Genomic DNA, 24,304 nt, shown 5'->3' with positions numbered 1-24,304 from the left:
CATCCGCGCTCGCGGCCTTCCCCTACTCCCCCGCCGGCCAGGGCAAGCCTCGCGCCGACCAATCCAGCTCGACCCCCATCACACAGCGCCCGTTCGCCAATTGCACGGCCAGTGTCACCGCGATGCACGGCCGCCCGCTCGCGAGCGACAGATACGGATTACTGGTGATCGCCTCGCCGGGCAGCAGCACCGCATTGCGGAAGTACGGCCGATGATCCCAGCGCGCATCGCGCGGATTCGCGACCGGCTGCAGCGACGCGGCGTCCTTGCACCATGCCGGCCCGCGCACCTCATGACCGATCTGGCGGCCGGTATCGTCGAGAAGGAAGCAGCTGATGCAGCGCTTGAAGGTCGCGAGCAGCGCGAACGCGTCGTCCATCGTGACGCCGGCGCGCAAGCCGTCGGCCGCGCGCCGCAGTTCGACCCGGTACGGCTCCAGCTCGGATTCGAACAACGCATACTGATGCGCGCGGCCCTGCGCGATCACGTCGAATGCATCGTCGATCTGGCGATGCACCGACTCGGGCGGCGCGATCTCGACAGCGGGCCGCCCGAGCAGATAGCCCTGCGCGAAATCGACATTCGACTCGACCGCGAGAATCAGCTCGTCGGTCGTCTCGACACCTTCGACGACCACCAGCATCCCCGCCTGATGCAGCAGCGAGACCAGCTTCGGCAGGATCGGCTGCTGCGTGCCGTGCGTGGTCGCGCGAATCAGCTCGCCGTCGAGCTTCACGATGTCCGGCCGAATCCGCAGCAGCCGGTCGAGGTTCGACTGGCCCGCGCCGAAGTCGTCGACGGCGATCAGGAAGCCGTGCTGGCGATAGCGCGCCGCCGCGCGCGACATCTCGTCGACGCTGCCGCCATGCGATTCGAGGATCTCCAGAATCACGCGCTCGGGTTCGAGCCCCGCGGCGCGCACGATCTTCGTCAACTGGTCGGCATAGCCGTCGGCGACGAAGGTGGACGGCAGGATGTTCAGGAACAGCCACGCATCGCCGGGCAGCGCGCGGCGCGCGTTGCCGAGATGCACCGCGTGGCTCGCGCGGTCGAGCGCGCCTTCGTCGCTCGACGGCTTCGGCGCGAACATCACGACCGGCGGCACCAGCGTGCCGTCGTCGTGCTCACCGCGCAGCAGCGCCTCGAAACCGACCTGCTTCTGATGCGACAGGCTGTAGAGCGGCTGGAAGTGCGAGATCAGATAGAAGTCTTCCCAGCGGTAACGCGGCGCAAGCACGTCGTCGAACGGCAGCTGCAGCGCGTCGAACGGTAGCGCGCGCTCCGCGCAGACACGGTTGCGGCCCGTCTGCTTCGCCCGCAGCAACGCTTCGTCCGCGCGATCGAGCAGCACCATGAAGCTTTCGCCGCGCCGGTGCTCGGCCACGCCGAAGCTCGCGGTGAGATTGCCGTCCGGCCGTTCGATCGCGGAGATGTCGAGGCGCAGCCGCTCGGCGAATTGCAGCGCGCCGGTGAGGTCGTCGTCGATCAGCAGCGCGAACTCTTCGCCGCCGATGCGGCTCACGCTGTGGTAAAGCGCGACCGCGTCCTTCAGCACCTGCGCGACCTGAAACAGCGCATGGTCGCCGACCGCATGGCCGAAGCGGTCGTTGAGCGACTTGAAGCTGTCGATGTCGAGGAAGATCGCGCTGATCTGCGCGCCCGGCGCCAGCGTCTCAAGTCGTGCCTCCGCGTGCTTGACGAACGAGCGGCGGTTTTGCAGGCCCGTCAGAGAATCGGTCGCGGCGAGCTGCGCGAGCTGGCTTTCGAGCAGAAAGTGATTGCGCCGGAAATGGTAGAAGGCGAAATGGAACACCGCCGTCGTCGGCGCGCCGATTGCGATGACCCACGTCCACACGGCCACGTCGACCTCGGGCGCCTGAGATTTGCCGCGCAGCAACGCGATCGCCACCGCGTAGAACAGCGCGCTGCCGGTGGCGAAATGCGCGGGCGTGAGCCATATCGGCGCCGCGCAGATCGGTATCACGACGAACGCCGGCAAGAGCCACGGCAACGGCTGTGCCAGGCCTTGCGCATTCAGCACGAGCCCGCCGATCAGCACCAGCTCGTATGCGACGCAGATTGCGCCGAACAGCGCCGTCGATTTCGTGGATGGGATCGCCAGTACCAGCAGCGCAAGCACGAACGCGCACAGTAGCCGGTATCCGAGCGGCGCGGCCGGCGCGCCGACCAGTTCGCGCGCCGCCACCATCGACAGGAACGCAAGCACCGTGAAGCCCAGCTTCACGAGGGCAAGCGGCCGCTGATGCTCGAGCGAGCGCCGGTGAAAGCGCTCACGCATACTCGGCTGGGACAGGTGCTGCGTTGGGATGGCAGACATAGAGGCTGATCAGGCTGGGTTTCCGGTCACTCCGCCAATGGTTATCGGCAAACGTTCGATAAACATTTATGGCTAACGTTCGCCGCGTACCCATTACGAATTGTTTTGAATCGGAGATCGTTCTCGGCCCTGCCGGCAAGCGACGATAACTTTCATTACGATTTCAGGCAATGCCGCAATTCGATTCGCGCGAATTACCACTCGCCGAATGCATGATTTCTATGTTGCGCAAGTCTTTTTGCATGAAGCGAAGGCAAACGTTTCAATTTAGTTTGAATCAGCAAAAATTACGTAATTCATGTGTCTCGAATGCGCATCAATGGAAATTGGCTAAAAGTCACTGTCTTAAGTAGACTTCTGACGAGTGTGCCGGACACGCTAGACATTCCGGTAGAAATGACGTAATGGCGCGGCGTGCGATTGCCGAACGACTCCGCTGCTCAATTGGGCAAACGTTTGCGAATGTGCAACAGGCAGCGACCACTTCCGAAAAACATGGTCCCAATCCTCCAATATCTGCTCGAACGCCAGATCTCACCGCAGTGGCGCGGCATGCTGAGCGCACTGGCGAGCGAGTTCGAAGCGCAAATCGGCCGCGACGAATTGCGTCAGCTGATGCATCGCGTCGGCAATCGTTTCGCGCTCGCGCATCCGCTGCCCGCCTGCTCATCGACGGCCGAGCTCGAGCAGGTGTTGAACGCTCACTGGGAACAGATGGATTGGGGTTATGTCGCACTCGCCGATGAGGCGGAGTCGCTGCGCATCATTCACTATTGCGCGCCGCTGCTGGCCTTCGGCGATTCGGCGCTTGCCTGGACGCCGGCGTTTCTCGAAGGCGCCTATCAGACGTGGTTGAGCGCGTTGGGCGCGCAGGGTTTGTCGGTCGTGCAGACGAGCGCATTCGGCGAGGACAGCTCGCTCGAATTCCGCCTCGGCCGTCATCCCGCCTGAGCATCAGCGGCTCTGCGGAACGACATACCAGGTTCAAGACAGTGCGGTAGTAGCGCAAAAAATGTGCGACGTCGATACAGCCGACGCGTGGAAGCAGGAAAGGCAGTTCAAATAAAACAGCGCTCCGAGACATCGGCTCGGGGCAATGCACGGTATGTACCAGACGACGGCATCATGAGTTCATCGAGCGACATCGAAAAACTGTTCGAGCAATTCGGCGGCGACGCCAACGCGTACCAGGAGATCGGTCGCGAAAACGACGCGCGCGCCGCGCGCACCCGTTGGCCGCTGCTCGTCACGCTCGAACTGACGCAGCCGGCCATTCCGGCGATCGGCCAGCTTCGCGACCCGAAACAGCAGCCGCCGGCGAGCGTGGCGCCACGGCCCGTCGCCGTCCATGAGGACACGACACCGAAGGACATGGCATCGGTGACGCGCGCGAAGGCGCCGCTGTTCACGCGCCCTCACCGGCGTGACATTCCACCGGTGCCGGCGACTCCCGCGCAGCCGGCGGCGCCGAGTGGCGCGTCGCGCTTCAGAACCGCTGATGAACCCGACGAGGCTGCCGCGCGCGCGGCGGCGGGCGTCGCGTCATCGGGCATCGCTGCCGCGCCGGGCGTGCCGGCTGCTGCCCCACCCGCGCCTATCGCGCCTATCGCGCCGATCCCGCCGGTATCCGCACCGGCTCCGGCAGCGTCGCAAGCTTCGGTTCCACCGACCGCGCCCGCATGGGTCGCACCTAGCGTCAGCGCCGCACCGGCAGCGCCGATGCAACCGTTACAGGCCACGCAACCTACCTACGCTGTCCCGCCCGCGCAACCGGCCCAACCACCGTCGATCCTCGGCAAGATGTTTGCCGCGCAGAACCCATCCGCGCCGCCGCAAGCTGCCGTGCCCGCGCCCCAAACCACGTCGCTGAACTCGCTCTTCGACCGTCTGCGCGGCACGCCCGTGCAAAGCGCCCAGCCATCCGGCGGTCCCGCGCGCGGCGGCTTCCCGTCCTGGCTCAGCAACGGTTCGCGTCGGCCATGAAAGTCATTGCCGTGGTATCCGCCAAAGGCGGGGTCGGCAAGACCACCCTCGCCGCCAATCTCGCCTCCGTGCTCGCCAACAGCGGCCGGCGCGTGATCGCGCTCGATCTCGATCCGCAGAACGCCTTGCGTCTGCACTTCGGCGTGCCGCTCGACAGCATCGACGGCGTGTCGCGCGCAACGCTCTCCGGCAACCCGTGGCAAACGGTGATGTTCGACGGCATCGACGGCGTGACGGTGCTGCCCTATGGCGCGCTGCTGGAAGATGATCGCCGCCGCCTCGAGGCGCATATCGACCAGCATCCGCAATGGCTCGCGCAGTCGCTGCAGAGCCTGCGGCTCGATGCGTCCGACATCGTCATCATCGACACGCCGCCCGGCTCGTCGGTCTACGTGCGAACCGCGCTGAGCGCGGCCACCTTCGCGCTGAACATCGTGCTCGCCGACGCCGCGTCGTACGCTGCGATCCCGCACATGGAGCGGCTGATCGAAACCTACGCGGCGCCGCGCGCGGACTTCGGCGGCGTCGGCTACGTGGTCAACCAGATCGACCAGTCGCGCCAGCTGACCAAGGACGTGCTGAAGGTGTTGCGCCAGATGCTCGCCGGCAAGGTGTTCCCCGGCGTGATTCATCTCGACGAAGGCGTCAGCGAAGCGCTCGCCTGCGACACGACGCTGATTCACTACGATCCACTGAGCCAGGCCGCCGCCGATTTGCGCGCGTGCGGCGCGTGGCTCTTGGCGGCGCTCGACGCGATCGCCGCCCAGCCGAGGAACGTCGCATGAGCAGCCCAGCCTCCTCCCGCGAACCCGAGGGCGGCGAGCCTTCGCGGTTCGAACGCTTCATCGAAGCGAACTTCTGGAACAGCCGCATCGTCACCGGGCTCGTCACGCTGCTCGCGCTGTACATGCTGTACTTCGTGTTCACGGTGCCGCTCGAGTTCTATCAGCAGCTGACCTTCGCGACGCTGTGCTTCGTGCTCGCGCTGATGTTTCGGCGTCTGCCCGGCCGCTACGCGACGATGGTGATGATCATGCTGTCGATCGTCGCGTCGGGCCGCTACATGTACTGGCGTCTGACCGAAACGACCGGCTGGGAGCAGCCGCTCGACGCCGCCTGGGGTTTGCTGCTCGTCTCCGCCGAGGTTTACGCGACGCTCGTGCTGATGCTCGGCTACTTCCAGACCGCGTGGCCGCTCAAGCGCAAGCCGATGCCGCTGCCCGCCAATCGCGACGAATGGCCGACCGTCGACGTGTTCATCCCGACCTACAACGAGCCGCTCGCCGTCGTGAAGCCGACCGTCTACGCGGCGCTCGCGCTCGACTACCCGGCCGACAAGATGTCGATCCACGTGCTCGACGACGGCCGCCGCCCCGAGTTCAAGGCGTTCTGCGAGGAAGTCGGCGTGAACTGGACGATCCGCACGCACAACCGTCACGCGAAGGCCGGCAACATCAACGAGGCGATGAAGATCACGAGCGGCGAGTACCTCGCGATCTTCGACTGCGATCACATTCCGACCCGCTCGTTCCTGCAGATCGGCCTCGGCTGGTTCCTGCGCGACAAGCTGCTGTCGATGCTGCAAACGCCGCACCACTTCTTCTCCGCCGACCCGTTCGAGCGCAACCTCGGCACCTTCCGCAAGGTGCCGAACGAAGGCGAGCTGTTCTACGGCCTCGTGCAGGACGGCAACGATCTGTGGAACGCGACGTTCTTCTGCGGCTCGTGCGCGCTGTTGCGCCGGAGCATGGTCGAAGAGATCGGCGGCATTGCGGTGGAAACCGTGACCGAAGACGCGCACACCGCACTGAAGCTGCACCGCCTCGGCTACACCACCGCGTATCTGGCGATTCCGCAGGCCGCCGGCCTCGCGACCGAAAGCCTGTCGGGTCACATCGGCCAGCGCATCCGCTGGGCGCGCGGCATGACGCAGATCTTCCGGATCGACAATCCGCTCACCGGCAAGGGGCTGAAGATCGGCCAGCGGCTCTGTTATCTGAACGCGATGATGCACTTCTTCTACGGCGTGCCGCGTCTCGTGTTCCTGACCGCGCCGCTGTCGTACCTGTTCTTCGGCGCGCATGTGATCGAAGCGGCGGCCAGCACGATCGCGATCTACGCGCTGCCGCACATGATGCACGCGAGCATCACGAACTCGCGGATGCAGCGGATGTTCCGCCATTCGTTCTGGGCCGAGGTGTACGAGTCGGTGCTCGCGTCGTACATCACCGCGCCGACGCTGCTCGCGCTGATCAATCCGAAGCTCGGCAAGTTCAACGTGACGGCCAAGGGCGGCGTGATCGAGAAGAGCTACTTCGACTGGTCGATCTCGCGGCCGTATCTGTTCCTGCTGCTCCTGAACCTGCTCGGCTTCCTCGCGGGTCTCGTGCACATCTATCTGAACTGGCACGTGCGCAGCATCGTCGAGACCACGCTGCTCAATCTCGCGTGGACCAGCTACAACATGCTGATCCTCGGCGCGAGCGTGGCCGCCGCGAGCGAGCGTCGCCAGATCCGCGCGGTGCCCCGCGTCGCGATGAAGATGCCGGTGATGCTGAAGTTCTCGACCGGCCGCACGCTCGCATGCGAAACGATCGACTACTCGGAAGGCGGTGTCGGTGTCGCGCTGCCCAGCATGATCGAAGTGCCGATGCAGGAGCCCGTGACCGTGTCGCTATTCCGCGGCGACGAAGAGTACGCGTTTCCCGCCACCGTCAGTTTTACCGGGCCGGGCCGCGTGGGCCTGCGCTTTTCGTCGTTGTCGCCCGAACAGGAGTACGAGTTCGTGAAGACCACCTTCGCCCGCGCGGATGCGTGGACCGGCTGGGCCGAGGGACGCGAGACGGACACGCCGCTGCGCGGCCTGTCGCATGTGCTGAGGGTCGGCGTGCGCGGCATCGCAGGTCTGTTCGAACATCTGTACGACGACTTGCGCAGTTCGATCAAAAGCCGTCCCGCGGACGTCAAGAAGCTAAAAACGAAAGACTGATCTATGGGCTACCGGATGCCGAACGACAAGACCGAACACCCGGCTCACGGGCGCAACAGCACGGAACCCCAATCGCGTCTGTTCGCCCTCCACGGCTCGCGACACTCGCGGCGAATCATGTGCGGCGTCGCCTGCTGGCTTGCGCTGCAGACCGCGCTGGCGTCGTTCGTGCCGCTCGCTGAAGCGGCTGCTCCGGCAGCCGCCGCCGCGGCGCAAACCCCGCAAGTCGCGACCGGTGTCGGCAACGTGCCCGCGCCGAGCGCGGCGGTACCGTTCGATCCGAACGCAATCGCTCAGGACCAGCTCGCCGCGCCGACGCCCGCGCTCGCGGCGTCGTCGGTGAAGGCGCTCGGCATGCGCACGCCGACTACCGCCGAGCCCGGCACGCTGGTGCCCGGAGGCCGTCGTCAAACGCTAACGTTTGCCGACTTCGGCGCGCTCGACCCGCTGCAACTGCGCGGCGTCGACGGCCAGAACGGCATCGCGTTCTCGGTGCGCGGCGACGAGGTCGTGACCGGCGCGACGCTGCATCTGATCTACAGCTACTCGCCCGCGCTGCTGGCGAACCTGTCGCAACTGAAGGTGCTGATCAACGGCGAGGTCGCCGCGACACTGCCGCTGCCGCACGAGCAGGCCGGCATGCTGGTCGCGCGCGACATCACGATCGATCCGCGCTTCATCACCGAGTTCAACCACCTGAACCTGCAACTGATCGGCCATTACACGACCGCCTGCGAAGACCCCGCGAACTCGTCGCTGTGGGCGACGATCAGCAACGCGAGCTCGCTCGACCTGACCTACTCGTCGCTCGCGACGAAGGCGGAACTGGCCGCTCTGCCGCAGCCGTTCTTCGACCGCCGCGACGTGCGCCGCCTCGAACTGCCGTTCGTGTTCGCGCAGAAACCCGGCAACGGCACGCTCGAAGCGGCCGGCATCGTCGCGTCATGGTTCGGCTCGCTCGCCGGCTATCGCGGCGCGCTGTTTCCGACCCAGCTCGACAACCCGCCGCTGTCAGGCAACGCGGTCGTGTTCGCGACCAGCGACCAGCATCCGGCCGGCGTGACGATTCCCGAGATCACCGGGCCGACCATCGCGGTGGTCGAGCGCGATGCGAACGCGCGCGGCAAGCTGCTGCTCGTGCTCGGCCGCGACGAGGCCGAGCTGAAGACCGCCGCGAAGTCGCTCGGCATCGGCCATAGCACGCTGTCCGGCGCGAGCGCGACGATCACGTCGCTGAACGCGATCACGCCGCGCGTGCCGTACGACGCTCCGAACTGGCTGGCGACCGACCGCGCGGTGCGCTTCGGCGAACTCGCCGATCCGAAGGACCTGACCGTGTTCGGCTACGACGCCGACGCGGTGCGCATCAACATGCGTGTAGCGCCCGATCTGTTCATGTGGCACACGCGCGGCGCGCCGATCGCTCTGCGCTACCGCTACACGGTGCGACCCAAGCGCGACCGCTCGTCGCTGAACATCAGCGTGAACAACGGCTTCGTGCAGGCGCTGCCGATTCCGGCACGCTCTACGTCGGTGTTCGAGCTGAGCCGCTACTTCAACCTGATCATGCCCGACGGCACCGCCGACGCGCGCCGCAACATCCGCATCCCGCCGCTCCTGATGACGCCGCGCACACAGCTGCGCCTGCACTTCTACTACGACATCCCGAACACCGGCGAATGCGCGGGCCGCCTGCTGCAGAACGTGGTCGGCGCGATCGATCCGAACTCGACGATCGATCTGTCGTCGTTCCCGCACTACATGGCGCTGCCCGACCTGGCCGCGTTCGCCAACAGCGGCTTCCCGTTCACGCGGATGGCGGATCTCTCCGAGACCGCCGTCGTGCTGCCGGACGACCCGGACGCGAGCGACTACAGCCTGTATCTGCTGACGATGGGCCGGATGGGCGAATCGACCGGCTTTCCGGTCGCCGGTGTGACCGTCACCCATGCGGCCGAGGTCGACCACTTCGCCGACAAGGACCTGCTGGTGTTCGGCGCGCCCGGCAAGCAGCCGCTGTTGCAGCGCTGGTCGAAGTCGATGCCGTTCTCCAGTAACGGCGACGCGCACACGTTCCAGCTCACCGACCTCGTGTTCAAGATGCGCGACTGGTGGCACGGCGAGCGCGGCGTCGAGCGCACACCCGCGCGCGCCGATCTGACGATGGTCAGCTCGAACGGCGCGGCGCTCTTGACCGGCTTCGAGTCGCCGCTGCAGAGCGGCCGCAGCGCGGTTGCGCTGATCAGCGCGGCCGGTCCGTCGGACGCCGACCTGTCCGCCGCGCTGCTCGACGCCGACGTGCTGCCGAAGATTCAAGGCGCGATGGCCGTGATCCATGGCCGCGACGTCACCATCACGTCGAACGGCTCCGCATACTATGTCGGCCATTTGTCGCCGCAGGAGTATCTGCGCTGGGCGCTGTCGTCGCATCCGCTGCTGCTGTTGTTCGGCGGCGTGCTCGCCGCGCTGATCATCGCTGGCCTGTGCTACCGGACGCTGCGCGCGCTTGCCGCGCGTCGACTGAAGGACTGATGGAAAGGGATATGACTCGTATGCGGTTTAGGATCGACAGAAGAAGCTCTTTTGCGCTGGCGCTCGGGATCGGCATCGCGGCGTCGGCGAGTCTTGCGGCTTCGAGCGGCCCCGCTCAGGCCGCGCAGAACGGCGCCGCCTGCGGCGACTGGAGCGCCTGGCGAACCTTCGTGCAACGCTTCGTGCAGGCCGACGGCCGCGTGATCGACTACTCGACGCCGACCCAGCAGACCACCTCGGAAGGCCAGTCCTACGCGCTCTTTTTCGCGCTGGTCGCCAACGACCGGGCGACCTTCGACAAGCTGCTCGGCTGGACCCGCGCGAATCTCGCGGGCAACCAGTTCGACCCGCAGAGCCTGCGGCTGCCCGCGTGGCAATGGGGCAAAAAGCCGGACGGCTCGTACGGTGTGCTCGATCCGAATTCGGCATCGGATTCCGACCTCTGGATCGCCTACGATCTGTTGCAGGCGGGCCGTCTGTGGCACAACCCCGCCTACACGCAGCTCGGTCAGGCGCTGGCCGAGCGCATCGCGCACGACGAAGTCGCGAATCTGTCCGGCCTCGGGCCGATGCTGCTGCCGGGCGCGCAGGGTTTCAGGAACGGCAGCGTCACGCGTCTGAACCCGAGCTATCTGCCGCTGCCGGTGCTGCGCGCGCTCGCGCACGAGGTGCCGGACGGCCCGTGGGCCAAGCTCGCCGACAACGCCTACCAGTTCGTCAAAACCGTGTCGCCGCAAGGCTTCGCGCCCGACTGGGCGGCGTGGCAGAACGGCCGGTTCGTCGTCGATCCGAAGAATGGCGACGTCGGCAGCTACGACGCGATCCGCGTCTATCTGTGGGCCGGCCTCGCGTCGCCGGCCGATCCGCTCGCGAAGCCGTGGCTCGGCGCGCTCGGCGGCATGCGCGCGAAGGTCGCGCAGAACGGCTTCCCGCCGGAGAAGGTGTCGTCAACCACTGGCGCGTCGAGCGGCGAAGGCCCGCTCAGCTACTGGGGCGCGCTCGCGCCGTACTTCAAGACGCTGGGCGACGAGCACGGCCTCGGCCTCGCGCGCACGCGGCTCGCCGCGCTCGACGCGAGCGTGCCGGGCCGCGAACCGGTCTACTACGATCGTGTGCTGGGTCTGTTCGGCACGGGGTTCATCGATGGCCGCTTCCGCTTCGATGAAGCCGGCAGTCTCGTGCCCGCGTGGAGGGCCGCATGCGATTGAACGCTCTGGCCGCGTCGCTGCGCATCGCGCTGTCCGTCGGCGCGGTGCTCTGCGCGGCCGCGACCGCGCCCGATGCGCTCGCGCAGGCGACCCAGGATCCGCTCACCGTGCTGATCGATCAGGGCAAGTACTGGCAGTCGCATCAGCGCGGCGATCTCGCCGAGCAGGCCTGGCAGAAGGTGCTCAGCATCGATCCGAAGCAGCCCGACGCGCTGTTCGGCATGGGCATGGTGCTGGCCGACCGCAAGGACGGCGCCGGCGCGCAGCAGTACCTCGCGCGGCTGAAGGCGGCCGCGCCGAACTATCCGAATCTCGATGAGCTCGGCCGCCGGCTGGGCCAGACCAGCCCGCGCGATCAGACGATCAACGAAGCGCGCCGGCTCGCGCAAGCCGGTCAGAGCGCGAGTGCGGTGCAGGAGTATCAGCGCGCGCTGACCGGCAAACCCGCCACGCCGCAATTGCAACTCGAGTACTACCAGGCGCTGTCGGCGACGCCGCAGGGCTGGGACGAAGCGCGCCGGGGCCTCGAACAGCTCGCGCACGACAACCCGAACGACCCGCGCTTCGCACTCGCGTACGCGCAGCATCTGACCTATCGCGACGTCACGCGACGCGACGGTATCGCGCGGCTGCAGAAGCTCGCGGGCGACACCTCGGTCGGCACGGCGGCGAAAAAGAGCTGGCGCCAGGCGCTGCTGTGGCTCGATGCGCGGCCCTCCGACGCCGCGCTGTACGAGTCGTTTTTCCAGACCGCCGGTGAAGATCCCGCGGTGAAGGCGCGCTTCGACTCGATGGTGCAGCAGGACAGCGCGGCGCGCGCCCGCGCGCAGCAAAACGCCGCCGCCGACGCGCGCGGCCGCGTGATCGCCGAGGGCTTCGCCGCGCTCGACCGCGACGACATCGTGACCGCGCGCGCCAGGTTCTCGTCGGTGCTCGCAAACAGTCCTAACGATACCGACGCGCTCGGCGGCATGGGCATCGCCGCGCTGAAGCAGGAGCATTTCGCCGACGCGCGCAACTACCTGGAGCGCGCCTCGCGCGGCCCCAATCCGGCGCGCTGGAAAACCGCGCTCGACAGCGCGACCTACTGGACCTACACGAGCGAAGCGATCGGCGCGCGCAGCAACGGCGAGTTCGCGAAGGCGAAGGCGCTGTTCGAGCGCGCAATCGCGCTGAATCCTTCGGACGTGACCGCGCAGGTGCAGCTCGGCGAAATGCTGCTTCAGACCGGCGACCCGGCCGGCGCCGAGCAGGCGTACCGGATGGCGCTGCGCCGCCAGGCCGACAACCCCGACGCGATTCGCGGCCTCGTCGGCGCGCTCGCCGCCCAGGGCCGCGCCGACGAGGCGCTGCAGTTCGCCAATCAGCTGAACGCGGAGCAACAGGCGAAGGTCGGCGGCATCGACCGTTTGCGCGGCGATGCGCAGGCGGCGCAGGCACGCGCGGCCGAAGCGCGCGGCGATCTGGGCACCGCGCGCAGCCTGTTCGAGGACGCGCTGCTGAACAAGCCCGACGATCCGTGGCTGCGGCTCGACCTCGCGCGCATCTACGTGCGCCAGGGCGCGGTCGCGAATGCGCGCAGCATGATGGACGGCCTGCTCGCCACCCATCCGGACATGACCGATGCGCTGTACGCGAGCGCGCTGCTGTCGGCGGAAACCCAGGACTGGTCGACCGGTCTCGCGCAGCTCGACCGCATTGCGCCCGCGCAGCGCACCGACGCGATGACGACGCTGCAGCATCGGCTGTGGGTGCATCAGCAGGCCGATCTCGCGACGCGCATGGCGAAGAACGGCCAGACGCAGCAGGCCATCGCCACCTTGCGCGCCGCCGAGCCGGTGGCCGGCAACAACCCCGAGCTGATCGGCGTGATCGCCGGCGCGTACCAGCAGGCCGGCGATCCGAGCCGTGCGCTGAGTCTCGTGCGCGCCGCGATGAGTGCGGCGCCGGGCAACACCGATCTGCTGCTGCAATACGCGGGCATTCTGTCCGCGGCCAACCAGCAGGTCGAGCTCGGCAACGTGATGCGCCAGTTGCAGAGCATGCAACTGACGCCGCAACAGCGCACCGACTTCGACAACCTGAATCTCGGCATCGTCGTCCGGCAGGCTGAAGCGGTACGTCTGCGCGGCGATCTCGCGAGCGCCTACGAGGTGATCGCGCCGTGGCTCGCCGCGATGCCCGACAACCCCGACCTGCAGGCCGCGCTCGGCCGCATGTACGCGAGCGCGGGCGACGACCGCAACGCGCTCACGAGCTTCCGCGTCGCGCTGCAGCGCCGCCCCGACGACCTGAGCCTGCTGCAGGCGGCGATTTCGGCCGCGGCCGGCTCGAAGCAGTTCAGCTACGCCGAAACGCTCGCGAACCTGGCGCTCGCCCTCGCACCGAACGATCCGGGCGTGCTCGCGACCGTGGGCCGCATGTATCGCGCCCAGGGCAAGCTGTCGCTCGCGTCGACCTATCTGCAACGCTCGCTGGTCGCGGCCAATACGCCGCTGGTCGCGAACGCGCCCCGTACCGCAGGCGGCAACGTGCCGCGCGGCTGGGAAGCGGCGATGAGCCAGATCGGCGCGACGCCGCTGCCGGGCACCAATCCATTCGAAGGCAAGACGGCGATCGCGACTTCGAGCGACGCCGACCATGCCGCGCGTCCCGCGCTTCCGTTCCTGAATACGCAGTCTTCCTCGCCGACGCAGACCGTGCCGAACTATCCGCCGCCCCCTCCGCCCGCGCCGTATGTCGCGCCTTATACGGCGCCCGCCGCGGCGCCTTATAACGCGCCTGCCGCGCCGCCCGCACCCGTCGCCGCCCCGTATGGAGCGCCCCGCTCCGCCGCCGAAGTCGGCGGCTACGGCCAGGAATCCTACGGCTCGAGCCAGTCGGGCGCGCCGTTGCAGCCTTATCCGGGGCAAGGCCCAGCGCCCATGCAGCCGATGCCGCAGCAGCAGTACAACGCGGGTTATCCGCAGCCGCAGCCTTATGCGCAGCAGCCGGCGTATCCGCAGCAGCCCTACGGCGCGCAGGACGGCTATGCGGCCACACCATGGCCGATGTCGCCGGCCGCGCGCGAAGCGCAGGCCAACGCCGCGTCGACGACGCCGCTGCCGTACGGATCGACACGCGCCAGCGCAAAGAAGAACACGAAGAAGAGCACCGCTAAAACGAGCCAACCCGCGCCGGTCTACGCGCAGCAACCGCCGCCGTATCCGCAGCAGCAGGGCTACGCGCAGCCGTATCAGCCATATCAGCCGTACCAGCCGTACCCACAGCAGCAGCCCTATCAACCGCAGCCGCCATACCCGAATCAGGGCTACTACGCGCAGCAGCCGTACATTCCGCAACCGCCGGCCGGCTACGCGCAGCCGTACTACCCGCCCGGCGGCGGCGCACAGAACAACCCGCAGACGAACGCCGCGAACGCGCAGACGCTCGGCGTCGCCGAAGAGCTCGCGCAGATCAATCGCGAGCAGTCGAGCACCGTGTCGGGCGGCCTGATCTTCCGCAATCGCGTCGGCGAGGACGGCCTGTCGTCGCTCACCGACATCGAGGCGCCGATCCAGGGGCGCATCAAGGCGGGCAACGGCCACGTGGTCGTGAGCGCGACCCCGGTCACGCTCGACGCCGGCACCGCGTCGAACAGCACCTCGACGCTCGCGCGCTTCGGCGCGGGGCTTTCGACCAACTCGTCAAAGAACGCCGCGCAAAACGGCACCAACAACTACGGCAGCCAGACCGCGAGCGGTGTGGGCCTGTCGGTCGGCTACGACAGCCGCAGCATCAGCGGCGATATCGGCGTGACGCCGATCGGCTTCCGCGAGACCAACATCGTCGGCGGCGCGCAATACAACGGCGGCATCACCGACAAGGTGTCGTACTCGATCGCGGTCGCGCGGCGCGCGGTGACGGACAGCCTGCTGTCGTACGCGGGCGCGCGCGATGCGGCCGCCGGCCTCGAATGGGGCGGCGTCACATCGACCGGCGCGCGCGCCAGCCTCACGTGGGACGACGACACGAGCGGCCTGTACGTGAACGCGTCGTATCAGCACTACATGGGCACCAACGTGCCGAGCAACAACGCGGTCAAGGGCGGCGGCGGCGTCTACACGCGTCTGCTGAAAGACGCCGACCAGACGCTGACGGTCGGCGTGAACACGACGATCATGGGCTACAACCGCAATCTGTCGTTCTTCACATACGGCCAGGGCGGCTACTTCAGTCCGCAGCAGTACGTGATCCTGAATCTGCCGGTCGAATGGTCGGGCCGCGCAGGCCTGTTTACGTACGACGTGAAAGGCTCGATCGGCGTGCAGCATTATCGCGAGGACGCGTCGAACTACTTCCCGCTGAACGACGGCTCGTCGCGCCAGGGCGACGCGGCCGCCGCCGCGCAATCCCTCGGCAACGGTCTGACCGCCGTCTACCCGGGGCAGAGCAAGACCGGTGTGTCGTATTCGATCAGCGGCGTCGGCGAATATCAGCTCGCGCCGCAGCTCGCGGTCGGCGCAACCGCGTCGTTCGGCAACGCTTATGAGTATCGCGAGTGGCTTGCGGCCGTGTACGTGCGCTATAGCTTCAACAAGCAGACCGGTTTGCAGCCGTTCCCGCCAGTGCCGTTGACTTCGCAGTATCTGTCGTTGTCCAACTGACGCCTCAGTTTCATTCGCATCCCTCGCATAGCGCGTACGGCGCGTATCGATCCACGCCGGAAATGCGGGCGCTTCTTCCGCTTTCGCTGTGCAGCAAACGCACTTCGCGGTAAATGTTGCCCGTGCATCGAACCACGTGCCGAATCGGTACGTTTTCGGACATGGCTGCTTACCCGGCAAAACCCCGAATAGCGTCCGCGAAGCATCAACGGTATGGCGATGTGCCATACAATAATTGCAGCTCGCGAGGCTGCGCGAAGCCTGCGAAGCTTCGGTCCCGAGCCGACCATTTTCGACGTGAATTCAGGTGGAGCGCTGCATGCCTTTTCCGGCACAAGACTACGGCTGCGCCGGCTGGCGCGGCGAGATGGCGCGACGCATCAGCGAATTCGACTGGCGCGCGACCAGCCTCGGCGCGATCGAAAACTGGCAGCGCAGTCTGACCTCGACGGTCCTGACGATGCTCGCGTCGCCGATGCCGCTCGTGCTGTTGTGGGACGAGCCCGGCTACATGATTTACAACGACGCCTATGCGGTCTTCGCGAGCGGCCGGCATCCGTATCTGCTCGGCCGTCCAGTCGAAGACGGCTGGCCCGAAGTCGCCGAGTTCAATCGTCACGTAATGGCCACCTGTCTCGCTGGCGGCACGCTGTCGTATCGCGACAAGGCGCTCGTGCTGCTGCGCGACGGCAAGCCGGAAGACGTGTGGATGGATCTGTACTACAGCCCGGTCGCGGGCGATAGCGGCGCGCCGGCCGGTGTGCTCTCGATGGTCGTCGAAACCACCGGGCGCGTGCTCACCGAGCGCCTGCGCCAGCAAGCCGAAACCGAACTGCACGAGACCAACGAACGCCTGCAACTTGCACTGAACACCGGCGCGGTGCTCGGCACCTGGGTGCTCGACGTGCGCACGGGCGAGGTTACCGGCGACGAACGCTTCGCGCGCACCTTTTCATTTGGGCGCGATACAGCGTCGAAAGGCGTCACGCGCGATGCGTCCACGCAGATCATCCATCCCGACGACCGGGAGCTCAACGACCGCCTGACCGCCGAAGCGATCCGCAGCGGCGAGCCGTTTCGCGCCGAGTACCGGATCCGGCGTCCCGGCGGCGGCTATATGTGGGTGCAGGCGAACGGCCGCTGCCAGTTCGACGAACACGGCGAACCAACGCGCTTTCCGGGCGTGCTGATCGACATTCACGAGCGCAAGATCGCCGAACAGCAGCTTCTTCAGCTGACCGAAACACTCGAACAGCGCGTCGCCGATTCGATCGCGGCGCGCGCGCTCGCCGAGGAGCAGCTGCGCCAGGCGCAGAAGATGGAAGCGATCGGCAGCCTGACGGGCGGCGTCGCGCACGACTTCAACAACGTGCTGCAGGTGATCAACGGCAATCTGCAGATGCTCGCCGCCGACGCCGACGACAACCCCGTCACACAGCGGCGTCTATCCGCCGCGACCGATGCCGTCAGACGCGGCGCGAAGCTCGCCGCGCATCTGCTCGCGTTCGCGCGGCGTCAGCCGCTGTCGCCGACCGTGCTGAATCCGCGCCGCCTGCTGACCGGCATGAGCGAGATGCTGCACCGCGCGCTCGGCGAAACGGTGCGGATCGACACGGTGCTCAGCGACGATCTGTGGAACGTGCAGGTCGATCGCAATCAGCTCGAAAACGCGCTGCTCAATCTCGCGATCAATGCACGCGACGCGATGCGCACCGACGGCGTGCTCACCGTGCGCGCGACCAACCGCACGCTCGACGCCGCGTTCTGCCGCGGCAAACCCGACCTGTCGCCCGGCGAATACGTGGAGTTCTCGGTTGCCGACACCGGTTCGGGGATGCCGCCCGAAGTCCTGCAACACGTGTTCGAACCGTTCTTCACGACCAAGCCCGACGGCCACGGCACCGGCCTTGGCCTGTCCATGGTGTTCGGCTTCGCGCGACAAAGCGGCGGACAGGTGTCGATCGAAAGCGAAGTGGGACGCGGCACGACCGTGTCGCTGTTGTTTCCGCGCTGCTGCGAGGCGGAGACGCCGGAGACCGTCGACGGCACCGCGGCGTCGGTTGGCGGCGGCGAAACGATACTCGTCGTCGAGGACGATGCCGACGTGCGGCTGACCGCGGTCGAAATGCTCGCGCAGCTCGGCTACAAGGTGCTGACCGCGTCGAATGGCGACGCGGCGCTCGAGTTCATCGACAGCGACATGCCGATCGATCTGTTGTTCACCGACGTCGTGATGCCCGGCAAGCTGAAGAGCGTCGAACTCGCGCAACGCGCGGCCGCGCGCACGCCGCCGCTGCCCACGCTGTTCACATCGGGCTATACGCGCGACGAAATCGTCCACCACGGCAAGCTCGACGCGGGCATCACGCTGCTGTCGAAGCCGTACCGGCGCGACGATCTCGCCCGTCTGGTGCGTACCGTTCTACGCGCGGGCGCCACCCGCGCGGACCGCGCGGCCGAGATGCGAGAAGCGCGTATCGCCGCATGCGTTCCGCCCGCGGCGTACGAAACCGTCAACACGTATGGCGCGACGAAGGCGCCGCAGAAAACGTCGAAAAAAGAGCCGAAGAAAAGGCCGCAAAAGGCGGCCCAGGAAGCCGCACGCGTGCTGTTCGTCGAGGACGACACCGAATCGCGCGAGGCGCTTGGCGAACTGCTCGGCGCGCTAGGTCTCGCGTGCACCGCGGTCGCGAGCGCGGAAGCAGCGCTGCCGCTCGCGAACACGCAACACTACGACGTGCTGTTGACCGACCTCACGCTGCCCGGTATGTCCGGCGATGAACTCGCGCGCGCCGTGCGGCAAGTGCAGCCCGCAATCCGCGTGCTGCTAGTGTCGGGCTACGGTCGCAGCGCGGAGATCGGGGCGGCGATTCCGGGTGCGCGGCTCCTCGGCAAGCCGCTCGATATCGCGCAGTTGCGGCACGAGTTCGCGCAATGGCTCGATCACACCGAAGCGACGTCCTAGTCCAGATACCGAACCTCTGCCGCCGTGGCGTAGGTGTCTTCATGATGCTTCAGACGTGCTACATCAGATGGCTGCAATGGCGCTTCCCGCGAGGTCGCAAGCCGACGCCTGAAATCGCAGACTGGAATGGCATATATTGTTGGTAAGGATGAGTACCCGCAACGGCGCGGACAACCGCATCAGCCGTGCGCGCGCGGGTATGATGCCGGGCGCGGTATCCACCGCGGCCGCTTCCGATGCCGCATCTTTTGCCACGAGAACCATCATGCCTGCCCAACACGACGAAGCACCCGGCGCTCACGACACGAACGACAAGCCGAAGCGCAAGACGCTGTCCCTGTCCGTGCGCAATCTCCTGATGGTCGCCATTGGCGTGGTGATGTTCGCGATCGTGTCGGGCGTCGTGCTGTACAACCCGATCATGTACGGCGACGAGATCCCGAACTTCGGCATCATCCTGATGCTGACCGTGCCGGTGATCGCGGGCGTCGCGTTTCGAGTCGGGCTCGACGCGTGGCTCGATCGCGAGTGAGCGGCAACAACACCGCGCCCTCCTCCCGTTTCACGGTTATGCCGCCTTGACCGGCAATACGACCCACACTTCGAGGCCGCCCCCTTCGCGCGGATGAAACTGCAGGCCGCCGCCGTGCAGCCGTGCGATCCGCTCGACGATCGACAGACCCAGCCCCGTGCCGCCGCTGTGCGCACGCGCATTGCGGCCACGCTGGAACGGCGCCTTCAGCTTTTCCAACTCCTGCGCCGTCAAACCTTTGCCGCGATCGCAGACCGCGACCGTCACCGTGTCCTGCGTCGCCCACGTGCGCACCGCGAGCCCGCTGCCGCCGTAGACGATCGCGTTCTGCATCAGGTTCATCAGCAGCCGCATCATGCTGATCGGCCGATATGGAACGGCCGGCAAACTGCCCAACGAAAGTTCGAACTCATGCCCGAGCCCAGAGAAGTCGCCCGCGAGCCGTTCGATCAGCGCGTTCAGATCGCCGGGCTGCGCTTCCTCGCGCTCGCCGCTGCCCGCGTAGTCCATGAACTGCTGCAGGATCGTCTCGATCTGGTCCAGATACGATTCGGCGGCGATCACGAAGCTGCTGTCGGCCCCCTGCGGCATCGCCATCGCCATCGACAGGCGCAGCTTCGTCAACGGCGTGCGGATGTCGTGCGAAATGCCCGCGAGCATCAACGCACGCGTCGCTTCGGCGTCCTGTAACGCGCGCGTCATCTGATTGAATGCGCTGCCCACGGCGGCAATTTCGGCGGGGCCGTCGGTCGGCAGCGGTGCGGGCAGATCGCCGGCGCTTACGCGGCGCGCCGCTTGCGTGAGCTCGTGCAAGGGTTCGTTCAGATGCAGCTGGATCGCGTAGCCGGCGAGCGCGGCAAGCACGCCGAGACCCAACGACAGGAAGATCGCCGCTTCGAGGCCGCTGCCCTGCGCGTCGTCGGGAACCGGCAGCGCAATCCAGTATGGCGCGCTCGCCAAGCCCGCCGCGTTGCCGGCGCCGGCAAGCGACCCATGCATGCGAATCCACAGCCGCTGTGCGCCCTCGGTCTGCCAGCGCGCGGGCATATCCGCGGGCAGGTGCTTCTGCAGACTGTCGATGAACACGCCGCGCTGATAGGTGCGATACGCGTGCAACAGATCGTGCGGCGGCGTGTCAGTCGCTTCGGGGGGCAATTGCTCGCGTGCGTCGAGTCGTGCGCTCAGCGCCGCGCGCGAGGCGGGCGGAGTGGCCGCGAGCAGGTTGTCGAGCGTCGTCACGTAGGTCGCGAACACGGCCGCCGCGCGCTCGACGCGTGGCCGCTGCACGTAATGCAGCAGCACGACGATCGAGCAGATCTGGCTCAGCATCACGAGCGCGATCAATAGCGCGATGTTGCGCGCGAGCAGCGTGCGCGGCAGCAGCCTGCGTGACAGCGAGCGCATCATGATTCGACATCGGCGACGAGCATATAGCCGACGCCCCAGACGGTACGAATGAAACGCGGCTTCGACGGGTCGTCCTCGACGATCTGCCGCAGCCGCAGCACCTGCACGTCGATGCTGCGATCGAGCGCATCATGGTCGCGCCCTCGCGCACGCGCGAGCAGGTTGTCGCGGCTCACCGCGCGATTCGGCGACGACGCGAGCGCGACCAGCAGCAGCATCTGCGCGGAATGAATCTCGAGCGGCTCGCCCGCGCGCGATAGCTCCTGTTTGCCGACATCGAGCGTGAAGTTGCCGAAACGCACGCGCTGCGACGTCACCGTGACGTCGCCGGCGGCCATCTTCTGGCGGCGCAGCAGCGCATTGATTCGCGCCACCAGCTCGCGTGGCAGGAACGGCTTCGCGAGGTAGTCGTCGGCACCGGTTTCGAGGCCGGTCACGCGATCGAGCGGATCGCCCTTCGCGGTCAGCATCAGGATCGGCAAGGTCTGCCCTTGCGCGCGCAGCTTCGCGCAAATCTCGAGGCCGTCCTCTTCGCCGATCATCAGATCGAGTATCAGCAGATCGAACGGCTCTCGCTCCAGGTAGCGGTTCAGACGCTTGCCGTCCTCGGCCGCGCGCACGTCGAAACCCTGGCCGCGCAGGAAGCGCAGCAGCATGTTGCGCAACTCGGCTTCGTCGTCGAGCACGATGATCCTGGCGGGGCGTTCCATCCGAAAGCTCCTCGATGTCCGAGCCGCTCAGTGTGCGGCGCCGCGTTCCTGCATGAACGCCTCGATCTGCGGCAGCGTGATGTAGCCGGCCTTCTGCGTGTCGATCTCATCGAAATGACGCGCGAGCATCGGCATGCCGGCCGCCGCCTGGTCGCGGGTCAGCTTGCCGTCGTGCGTGGTGTTCGCGGTTGAAAAGCGCGTCTGCAACTGCTGCTCCATGCGCTCCATGCGCTGCTGGCTGATACCTTGCGGCGCGGCGGCCTGAGCGAACGTGACGGTGGACGCGCAGCACAGCAGTACGGTGGCGAGCAACTTCTTCATGACTGACTCCTTCGGTTGGAACATCGACCGTCGCCTGGCTGGGTGCCGCGATCCGTTTCGATGACAGGCCGAATTCTTGGTCAGACGCCGCGCGATCGCAATTCAAGAATCATGTCGAATCATGTCACGGCGCCCAGTGCCGGTGCGGCGTGACATCGAATGAAATGAGTTTGCGGTTTCGCTTCGCGGGCCTGCTGCGTATCGTTCCGTCTGCCGTCTGTCGGCTTTCACGCATCAGGAGTCCCAAATGAGTATCCGTCTCGCCTGTGCTTCGACTTTCACCGCCATCGGTCTCGCCTGTTCTTCCGCTGCCTACGCGAGAGTCGTCGTGTATCTGCCCGCCGCCGTGGTCTACGCGCCGCCGCCACGGCCGGTCTACTACCCGGTGCCGATCAATCCCGTGTACGTATCTGCGCCGCCTGTCGCCGTTCCGGTGGCGGCCGCGACCATCGTCGCGGCGCCGCCCGTACAGCCGGCGAACTCTTCCGCCACCGCCGCCGCGGTCGCGCCGCCCGCGCCCAACTATGCGGTGGTGCCCGCGCCGACCGTCAGCTATGCGCAACCGCTGGTGATCGTGCCGCATTGAAAGCGCGTTGCGGGCCCCCGCGCGGGCGGTTTTCGATCGCACACGGCCGGGCCACGCCGTTGACTCAGCATAGGACACGCGCCTGGCGCGCACGCCTGGTGAATTCCCGTTGTCTGGTTGAAAGGTGGAGCGCCGCCAGTAAAGCTTGCATGGACTTTGCCGCTTCTTACCATCGCGCAGCGCGCGAGGCGCGCTCACATGTGGCGCTTTGCGCCGTCACGGCTGATTTTGACTACATAAAGGCGGGATGGAACGGAGCTTGCTGTCCCATTCAGGTTCGCGCGCCCTATCCCCACATCTTTCCTGGACCTTTGTGATGAGTTACCAAGATATCGACAGGGAAATTGCCCACCTCGAAGTCGTTTTCAATGCACTTTCAGCGCGCGACCGTTTTCCGCTGTCGTACTGGCATCGCCGGCTGCATGCGTTGAACCGGTCGTCGATGGTGCCCGCGCAACGTCAGCGCGTCGCTCACCTCGAAGCGAGGCTGCGCTCGGTCGGCGCGCAACTGGACCAGCTCGCCGGCGCCGCACGCCGCGGGTCCCGCGCAAGCCCGCGGAGCAAGGACCGGTCAGCCGTCCGTTCAGCCCGTTAGAATCCGTGCCCCAAGCGCCAGCACGAGCGCGGGCACCATCACCAGCACACCGACCTTCAGGAATTTCATGAAGCCGACGTCTTCGCCTTCGCGGCGAATCGCGTTGAGCCACAGGATGGTCGCGAGCGAGCCGCTGATCGACAGGTTCGGCCCCAGGTCGACGCCGATCAGGAACGCGTCGATCACGCGCTCGGGGCTCTGCGCCTGCATCACGGTCGAACTCGCGATCAGTCCGGACGGCAGGTTGTTGATCAGATTGCTGAGCGCCGCGATGCTCGTGCCGGCCCACGCGGCCGCTTCCATTTCGTTGTGCTCGGTCGCGCGCCGCAGCGCACCCGCGAACGTGCTGATCACGCCGGTGTGATCGAGCATCTCGACCAGCACGAACAGCCCAGCGACGAGCGGCAGTACATTCCACGAAATTTCGCGGATCATCGGCAGCGGTGATTTGCGTTCCTTGATCAGCACGACGAGCGCGGTCAGCGCGCCGAGGATCGCGGTCGGCATGCCGAGCTGGATGTCGTACGCGGAGACCGTCAGCAGCGCGCCGGCCGTCACCGCGATGCCCGCGAGCGCGACCCGGCCGCTCGCCGACAGCTCGACCGCGTCGAGATTCGCCTCGCAGACGCCAGCCAGCGCGTCGCGTTGCGTCCAGCGCAGCATCACGAAGGTCGCGCCGATCGACAGCACCGACGGCAGCGCGAAGCGCAGCATCCACGGTCCCAGCGGCGGCGTGTGATTGCCGTACAGCACGATGTTGGCCGGATTCGAGATCGGCAGCACGAAGCTCGCCGCATTGGCGACGAACGCGCAGACGAACAGCAGCGGCAGCGGCGGCGTCTTCGCTTTCTTCGCCGCCGCGAACACGGCGGGCGTCAGCACCACGGCGGTGGCGTCGTTGGAAAGAAACGCGGTGATCACCACGCCGAATAGATACACGAGTACGAACAGCTTGCGCGGCGAACTGCGCGCATGATTGACCGCGAGCACCGCGACCCAGTCGAACAGTCCTTCGCGGCGGCCGACTTCGGATAGCAGCATCATGCCGATCAGGAACAGATAGACGTCGGTGCCCTTGCCGATCGCTTCGATCGCCAGATGCAAGGGCAACAGGCCGAGCACGACGAGCAGCACCGCGCCCGCGACGGCCCACACGGCTTCGGGCCATTTGAACGGCCGTGTGATCACACCGGCGGTGGCGGCCGCGGCAATGCCCCAGGAAAGAAAAACGGAATTCACAGCTTAAAGCCCGGATATTGGGTTATGTCGGTGGCTGCGCAAAGCGCGCGCAACCTTGTTGTTCGGGGCCACAAGTTACCACAGCGGTTGCCGCAGCGACCGGTCCACGGCAGTCGGCGTGCCTTGTCACGCGCATGCCTTTCAACACAATTAACGTCAACGAAGAAACAATCTGTTCCCGCGCACCCCCTATTCAGTTTCTCTTGGCCTCCCTACTATCCGCATTCCCACGCGGCTTATCGCGAGCAACGGA

17 protein-coding genes are annotated in these 24,304 nt (G+C 66.7%); 11 read left to right on the top strand and 6 right to left on the bottom strand.

The window, feature by feature from the left end:
• Positions 1-22: 22 nt before the first annotated feature.
• On the bottom strand, positions 23-2,338 hold the full coding sequence (locus G5S42_RS17055) for a bifunctional diguanylate cyclase/phosphodiesterase (protein ID WP_176107831.1): 2,316 nt from the start codon (positions 2,336-2,338) through the stop codon (positions 23-25).
• A 495-nt stretch (positions 2,339-2,833) separates the two neighbouring features.
• Between G5S42_RS17055 and bcsD the strand changes: the two genes are divergently transcribed.
• From bcsD to G5S42_RS17015, 8 genes are all read left to right on the top strand, one after another.
• Positions 2,834-3,289: a cellulose biosynthesis protein BcsD gene (gene bcsD / locus G5S42_RS17050; RefSeq protein WP_176107830.1), complete on the top strand. Its 456-nt coding sequence runs from the start codon at positions 2,834-2,836 to the stop codon at positions 3,287-3,289.
• Positions 3,290-3,463: 174 nt separating this feature from the next.
• A complete protein-coding gene (gene bcsP, locus G5S42_RS17045) occupies positions 3,464-4,321 on the top strand; it encodes a cellulose biosynthesis protein BcsP (protein ID WP_176107829.1) in 858 nt (285 codons plus the stop codon).
• Positions 4,318-5,106, top strand: coding sequence for a cellulose biosynthesis protein BcsQ (gene bcsQ, locus G5S42_RS17040; protein WP_176107828.1), 789 nt, complete (start codon positions 4,318-4,320; stop codon positions 5,104-5,106). The genes bcsP and bcsQ overlap by 4 nt, the downstream gene beginning before the upstream one ends.
• Positions 5,103-7,310: a UDP-forming cellulose synthase catalytic subunit gene (gene bcsA / locus G5S42_RS17035; RefSeq protein WP_176107827.1), complete on the top strand. Its 2,208-nt coding sequence runs from the start codon at positions 5,103-5,105 to the stop codon at positions 7,308-7,310. Before bcsQ ends, bcsA begins: the two co-directional genes overlap by 4 nt.
• Before the next feature lie 3 nt (positions 7,311-7,313).
• Entirely contained in the window at positions 7,314-9,842 is a 2,529-nt protein-coding gene (gene bcsB / locus G5S42_RS17030) for a cellulose biosynthesis cyclic di-GMP-binding regulatory protein BcsB (RefSeq protein ID WP_176107826.1), read from the top strand.
• A gap of 20 nt (positions 9,843-9,862) precedes the next feature.
• Complete coding sequence (bcsZ, locus tag G5S42_RS17025; RefSeq protein ID WP_176107825.1) at positions 9,863-11,050, top strand: cellulose synthase complex periplasmic endoglucanase BcsZ; 1,188 nt, start codon at positions 9,863-9,865, stop codon at positions 11,048-11,050.
• Entirely contained in the window at positions 11,041-15,696 is a 4,656-nt protein-coding gene (locus G5S42_RS17020) for a cellulose synthase subunit BcsC-related outer membrane protein (protein WP_176107824.1), read from the top strand. The genes bcsZ and G5S42_RS17020 overlap by 10 nt, the downstream gene beginning before the upstream one ends.
• A 319-nt stretch (positions 15,697-16,015) precedes the next feature.
• Positions 16,016-18,661 (top strand): hybrid sensor histidine kinase/response regulator, encoded by a 2,646-nt coding sequence (locus G5S42_RS17015; protein WP_176107823.1) that lies wholly within the window; start codon positions 16,016-16,018, stop codon positions 18,659-18,661.
• A 63-nt stretch (positions 18,662-18,724) separates the two neighbouring features.
• Here the strand turns inward: G5S42_RS17015 and G5S42_RS17010 are convergent, their stop codons facing one another.
• A complete protein-coding gene (locus G5S42_RS17010; RefSeq protein ID WP_176107822.1) occupies positions 18,725-18,928 on the bottom strand; it encodes a hypothetical protein in 204 nt (67 codons plus the stop codon).
• Between G5S42_RS17010 and G5S42_RS17005 the strand changes: the two genes are divergently transcribed.
• Entirely contained in the window at positions 18,927-19,193 is a 267-nt protein-coding gene (locus G5S42_RS17005) for a hypothetical protein (protein WP_176107821.1), read from the top strand. The two genes, G5S42_RS17010 and G5S42_RS17005, sit on opposite strands and share 2 nt — an antisense overlap.
• Before the next feature lie 36 nt (positions 19,194-19,229).
• Here G5S42_RS17005 and G5S42_RS17000 read toward each other — a convergent pair whose 3' ends face one another.
• From G5S42_RS17000 to G5S42_RS16990, 3 genes are read right to left on the bottom strand one after another with little or no spacing between them, the layout of a single operon-like run.
• Entirely contained in the window at positions 19,230-20,600 is a 1,371-nt protein-coding gene (locus tag G5S42_RS17000) for an ATP-binding protein (RefSeq protein WP_176107820.1), read from the bottom strand.
• On the bottom strand, positions 20,597-21,310 hold the full coding sequence (locus tag G5S42_RS16995) for a response regulator (RefSeq protein WP_176107819.1): 714 nt from the start codon (positions 21,308-21,310) through the stop codon (positions 20,597-20,599). The genes G5S42_RS17000 and G5S42_RS16995 overlap by 4 nt, the downstream gene beginning before the upstream one ends.
• Before the next feature lie 27 nt (positions 21,311-21,337).
• Positions 21,338-21,631 carry an EF-hand domain-containing protein gene (locus G5S42_RS16990; protein WP_176107818.1) on the bottom strand — a complete coding sequence of 98 codons (294 nt, stop codon included), beginning with the start codon at positions 21,629-21,631 and terminating at the stop codon, positions 21,338-21,340.
• Between the two features lie 247 nt (positions 21,632-21,878).
• Here G5S42_RS16990 and G5S42_RS16985 point away from each other — a divergent pair, with 247 nt between their 5' ends.
• Both G5S42_RS16985 and G5S42_RS16980 read left to right on the top strand, forming a co-directional pair.
• A complete protein-coding gene (locus G5S42_RS16985; RefSeq protein WP_176107817.1) occupies positions 21,879-22,217 on the top strand; it encodes a hypothetical protein in 339 nt (112 codons plus the stop codon).
• A 316-nt stretch (positions 22,218-22,533) separates the two neighbouring features.
• Complete coding sequence (locus tag G5S42_RS16980; RefSeq protein WP_176107816.1) at positions 22,534-22,812, top strand: hypothetical protein; 279 nt, start codon at positions 22,534-22,536, stop codon at positions 22,810-22,812.
• On the opposite strand, the gene G5S42_RS16975 is transcribed toward G5S42_RS16980, so the two are convergent.
• On the bottom strand, positions 22,801-24,051 hold the full coding sequence (locus G5S42_RS16975; RefSeq protein WP_176107815.1) for an arsenic transporter: 1,251 nt from the start codon (positions 24,049-24,051) through the stop codon (positions 22,801-22,803). The two genes, G5S42_RS16980 and G5S42_RS16975, sit on opposite strands and share 12 nt — an antisense overlap.
• Between the last annotated feature and the right edge of the window lie 253 nt (positions 24,052-24,304).

Origin of the sequence: Paraburkholderia youngii (genome assembly GCF_013366925.1) — a bacterium.
Classification (GTDB): Bacteria; Pseudomonadota; Gammaproteobacteria; order Burkholderiales; family Burkholderiaceae; genus Paraburkholderia; species Paraburkholderia youngii.
Note: the sequence above shows the minus strand (reverse complement) of the source record. Positions and strands in the feature narration are given on the sequence as shown.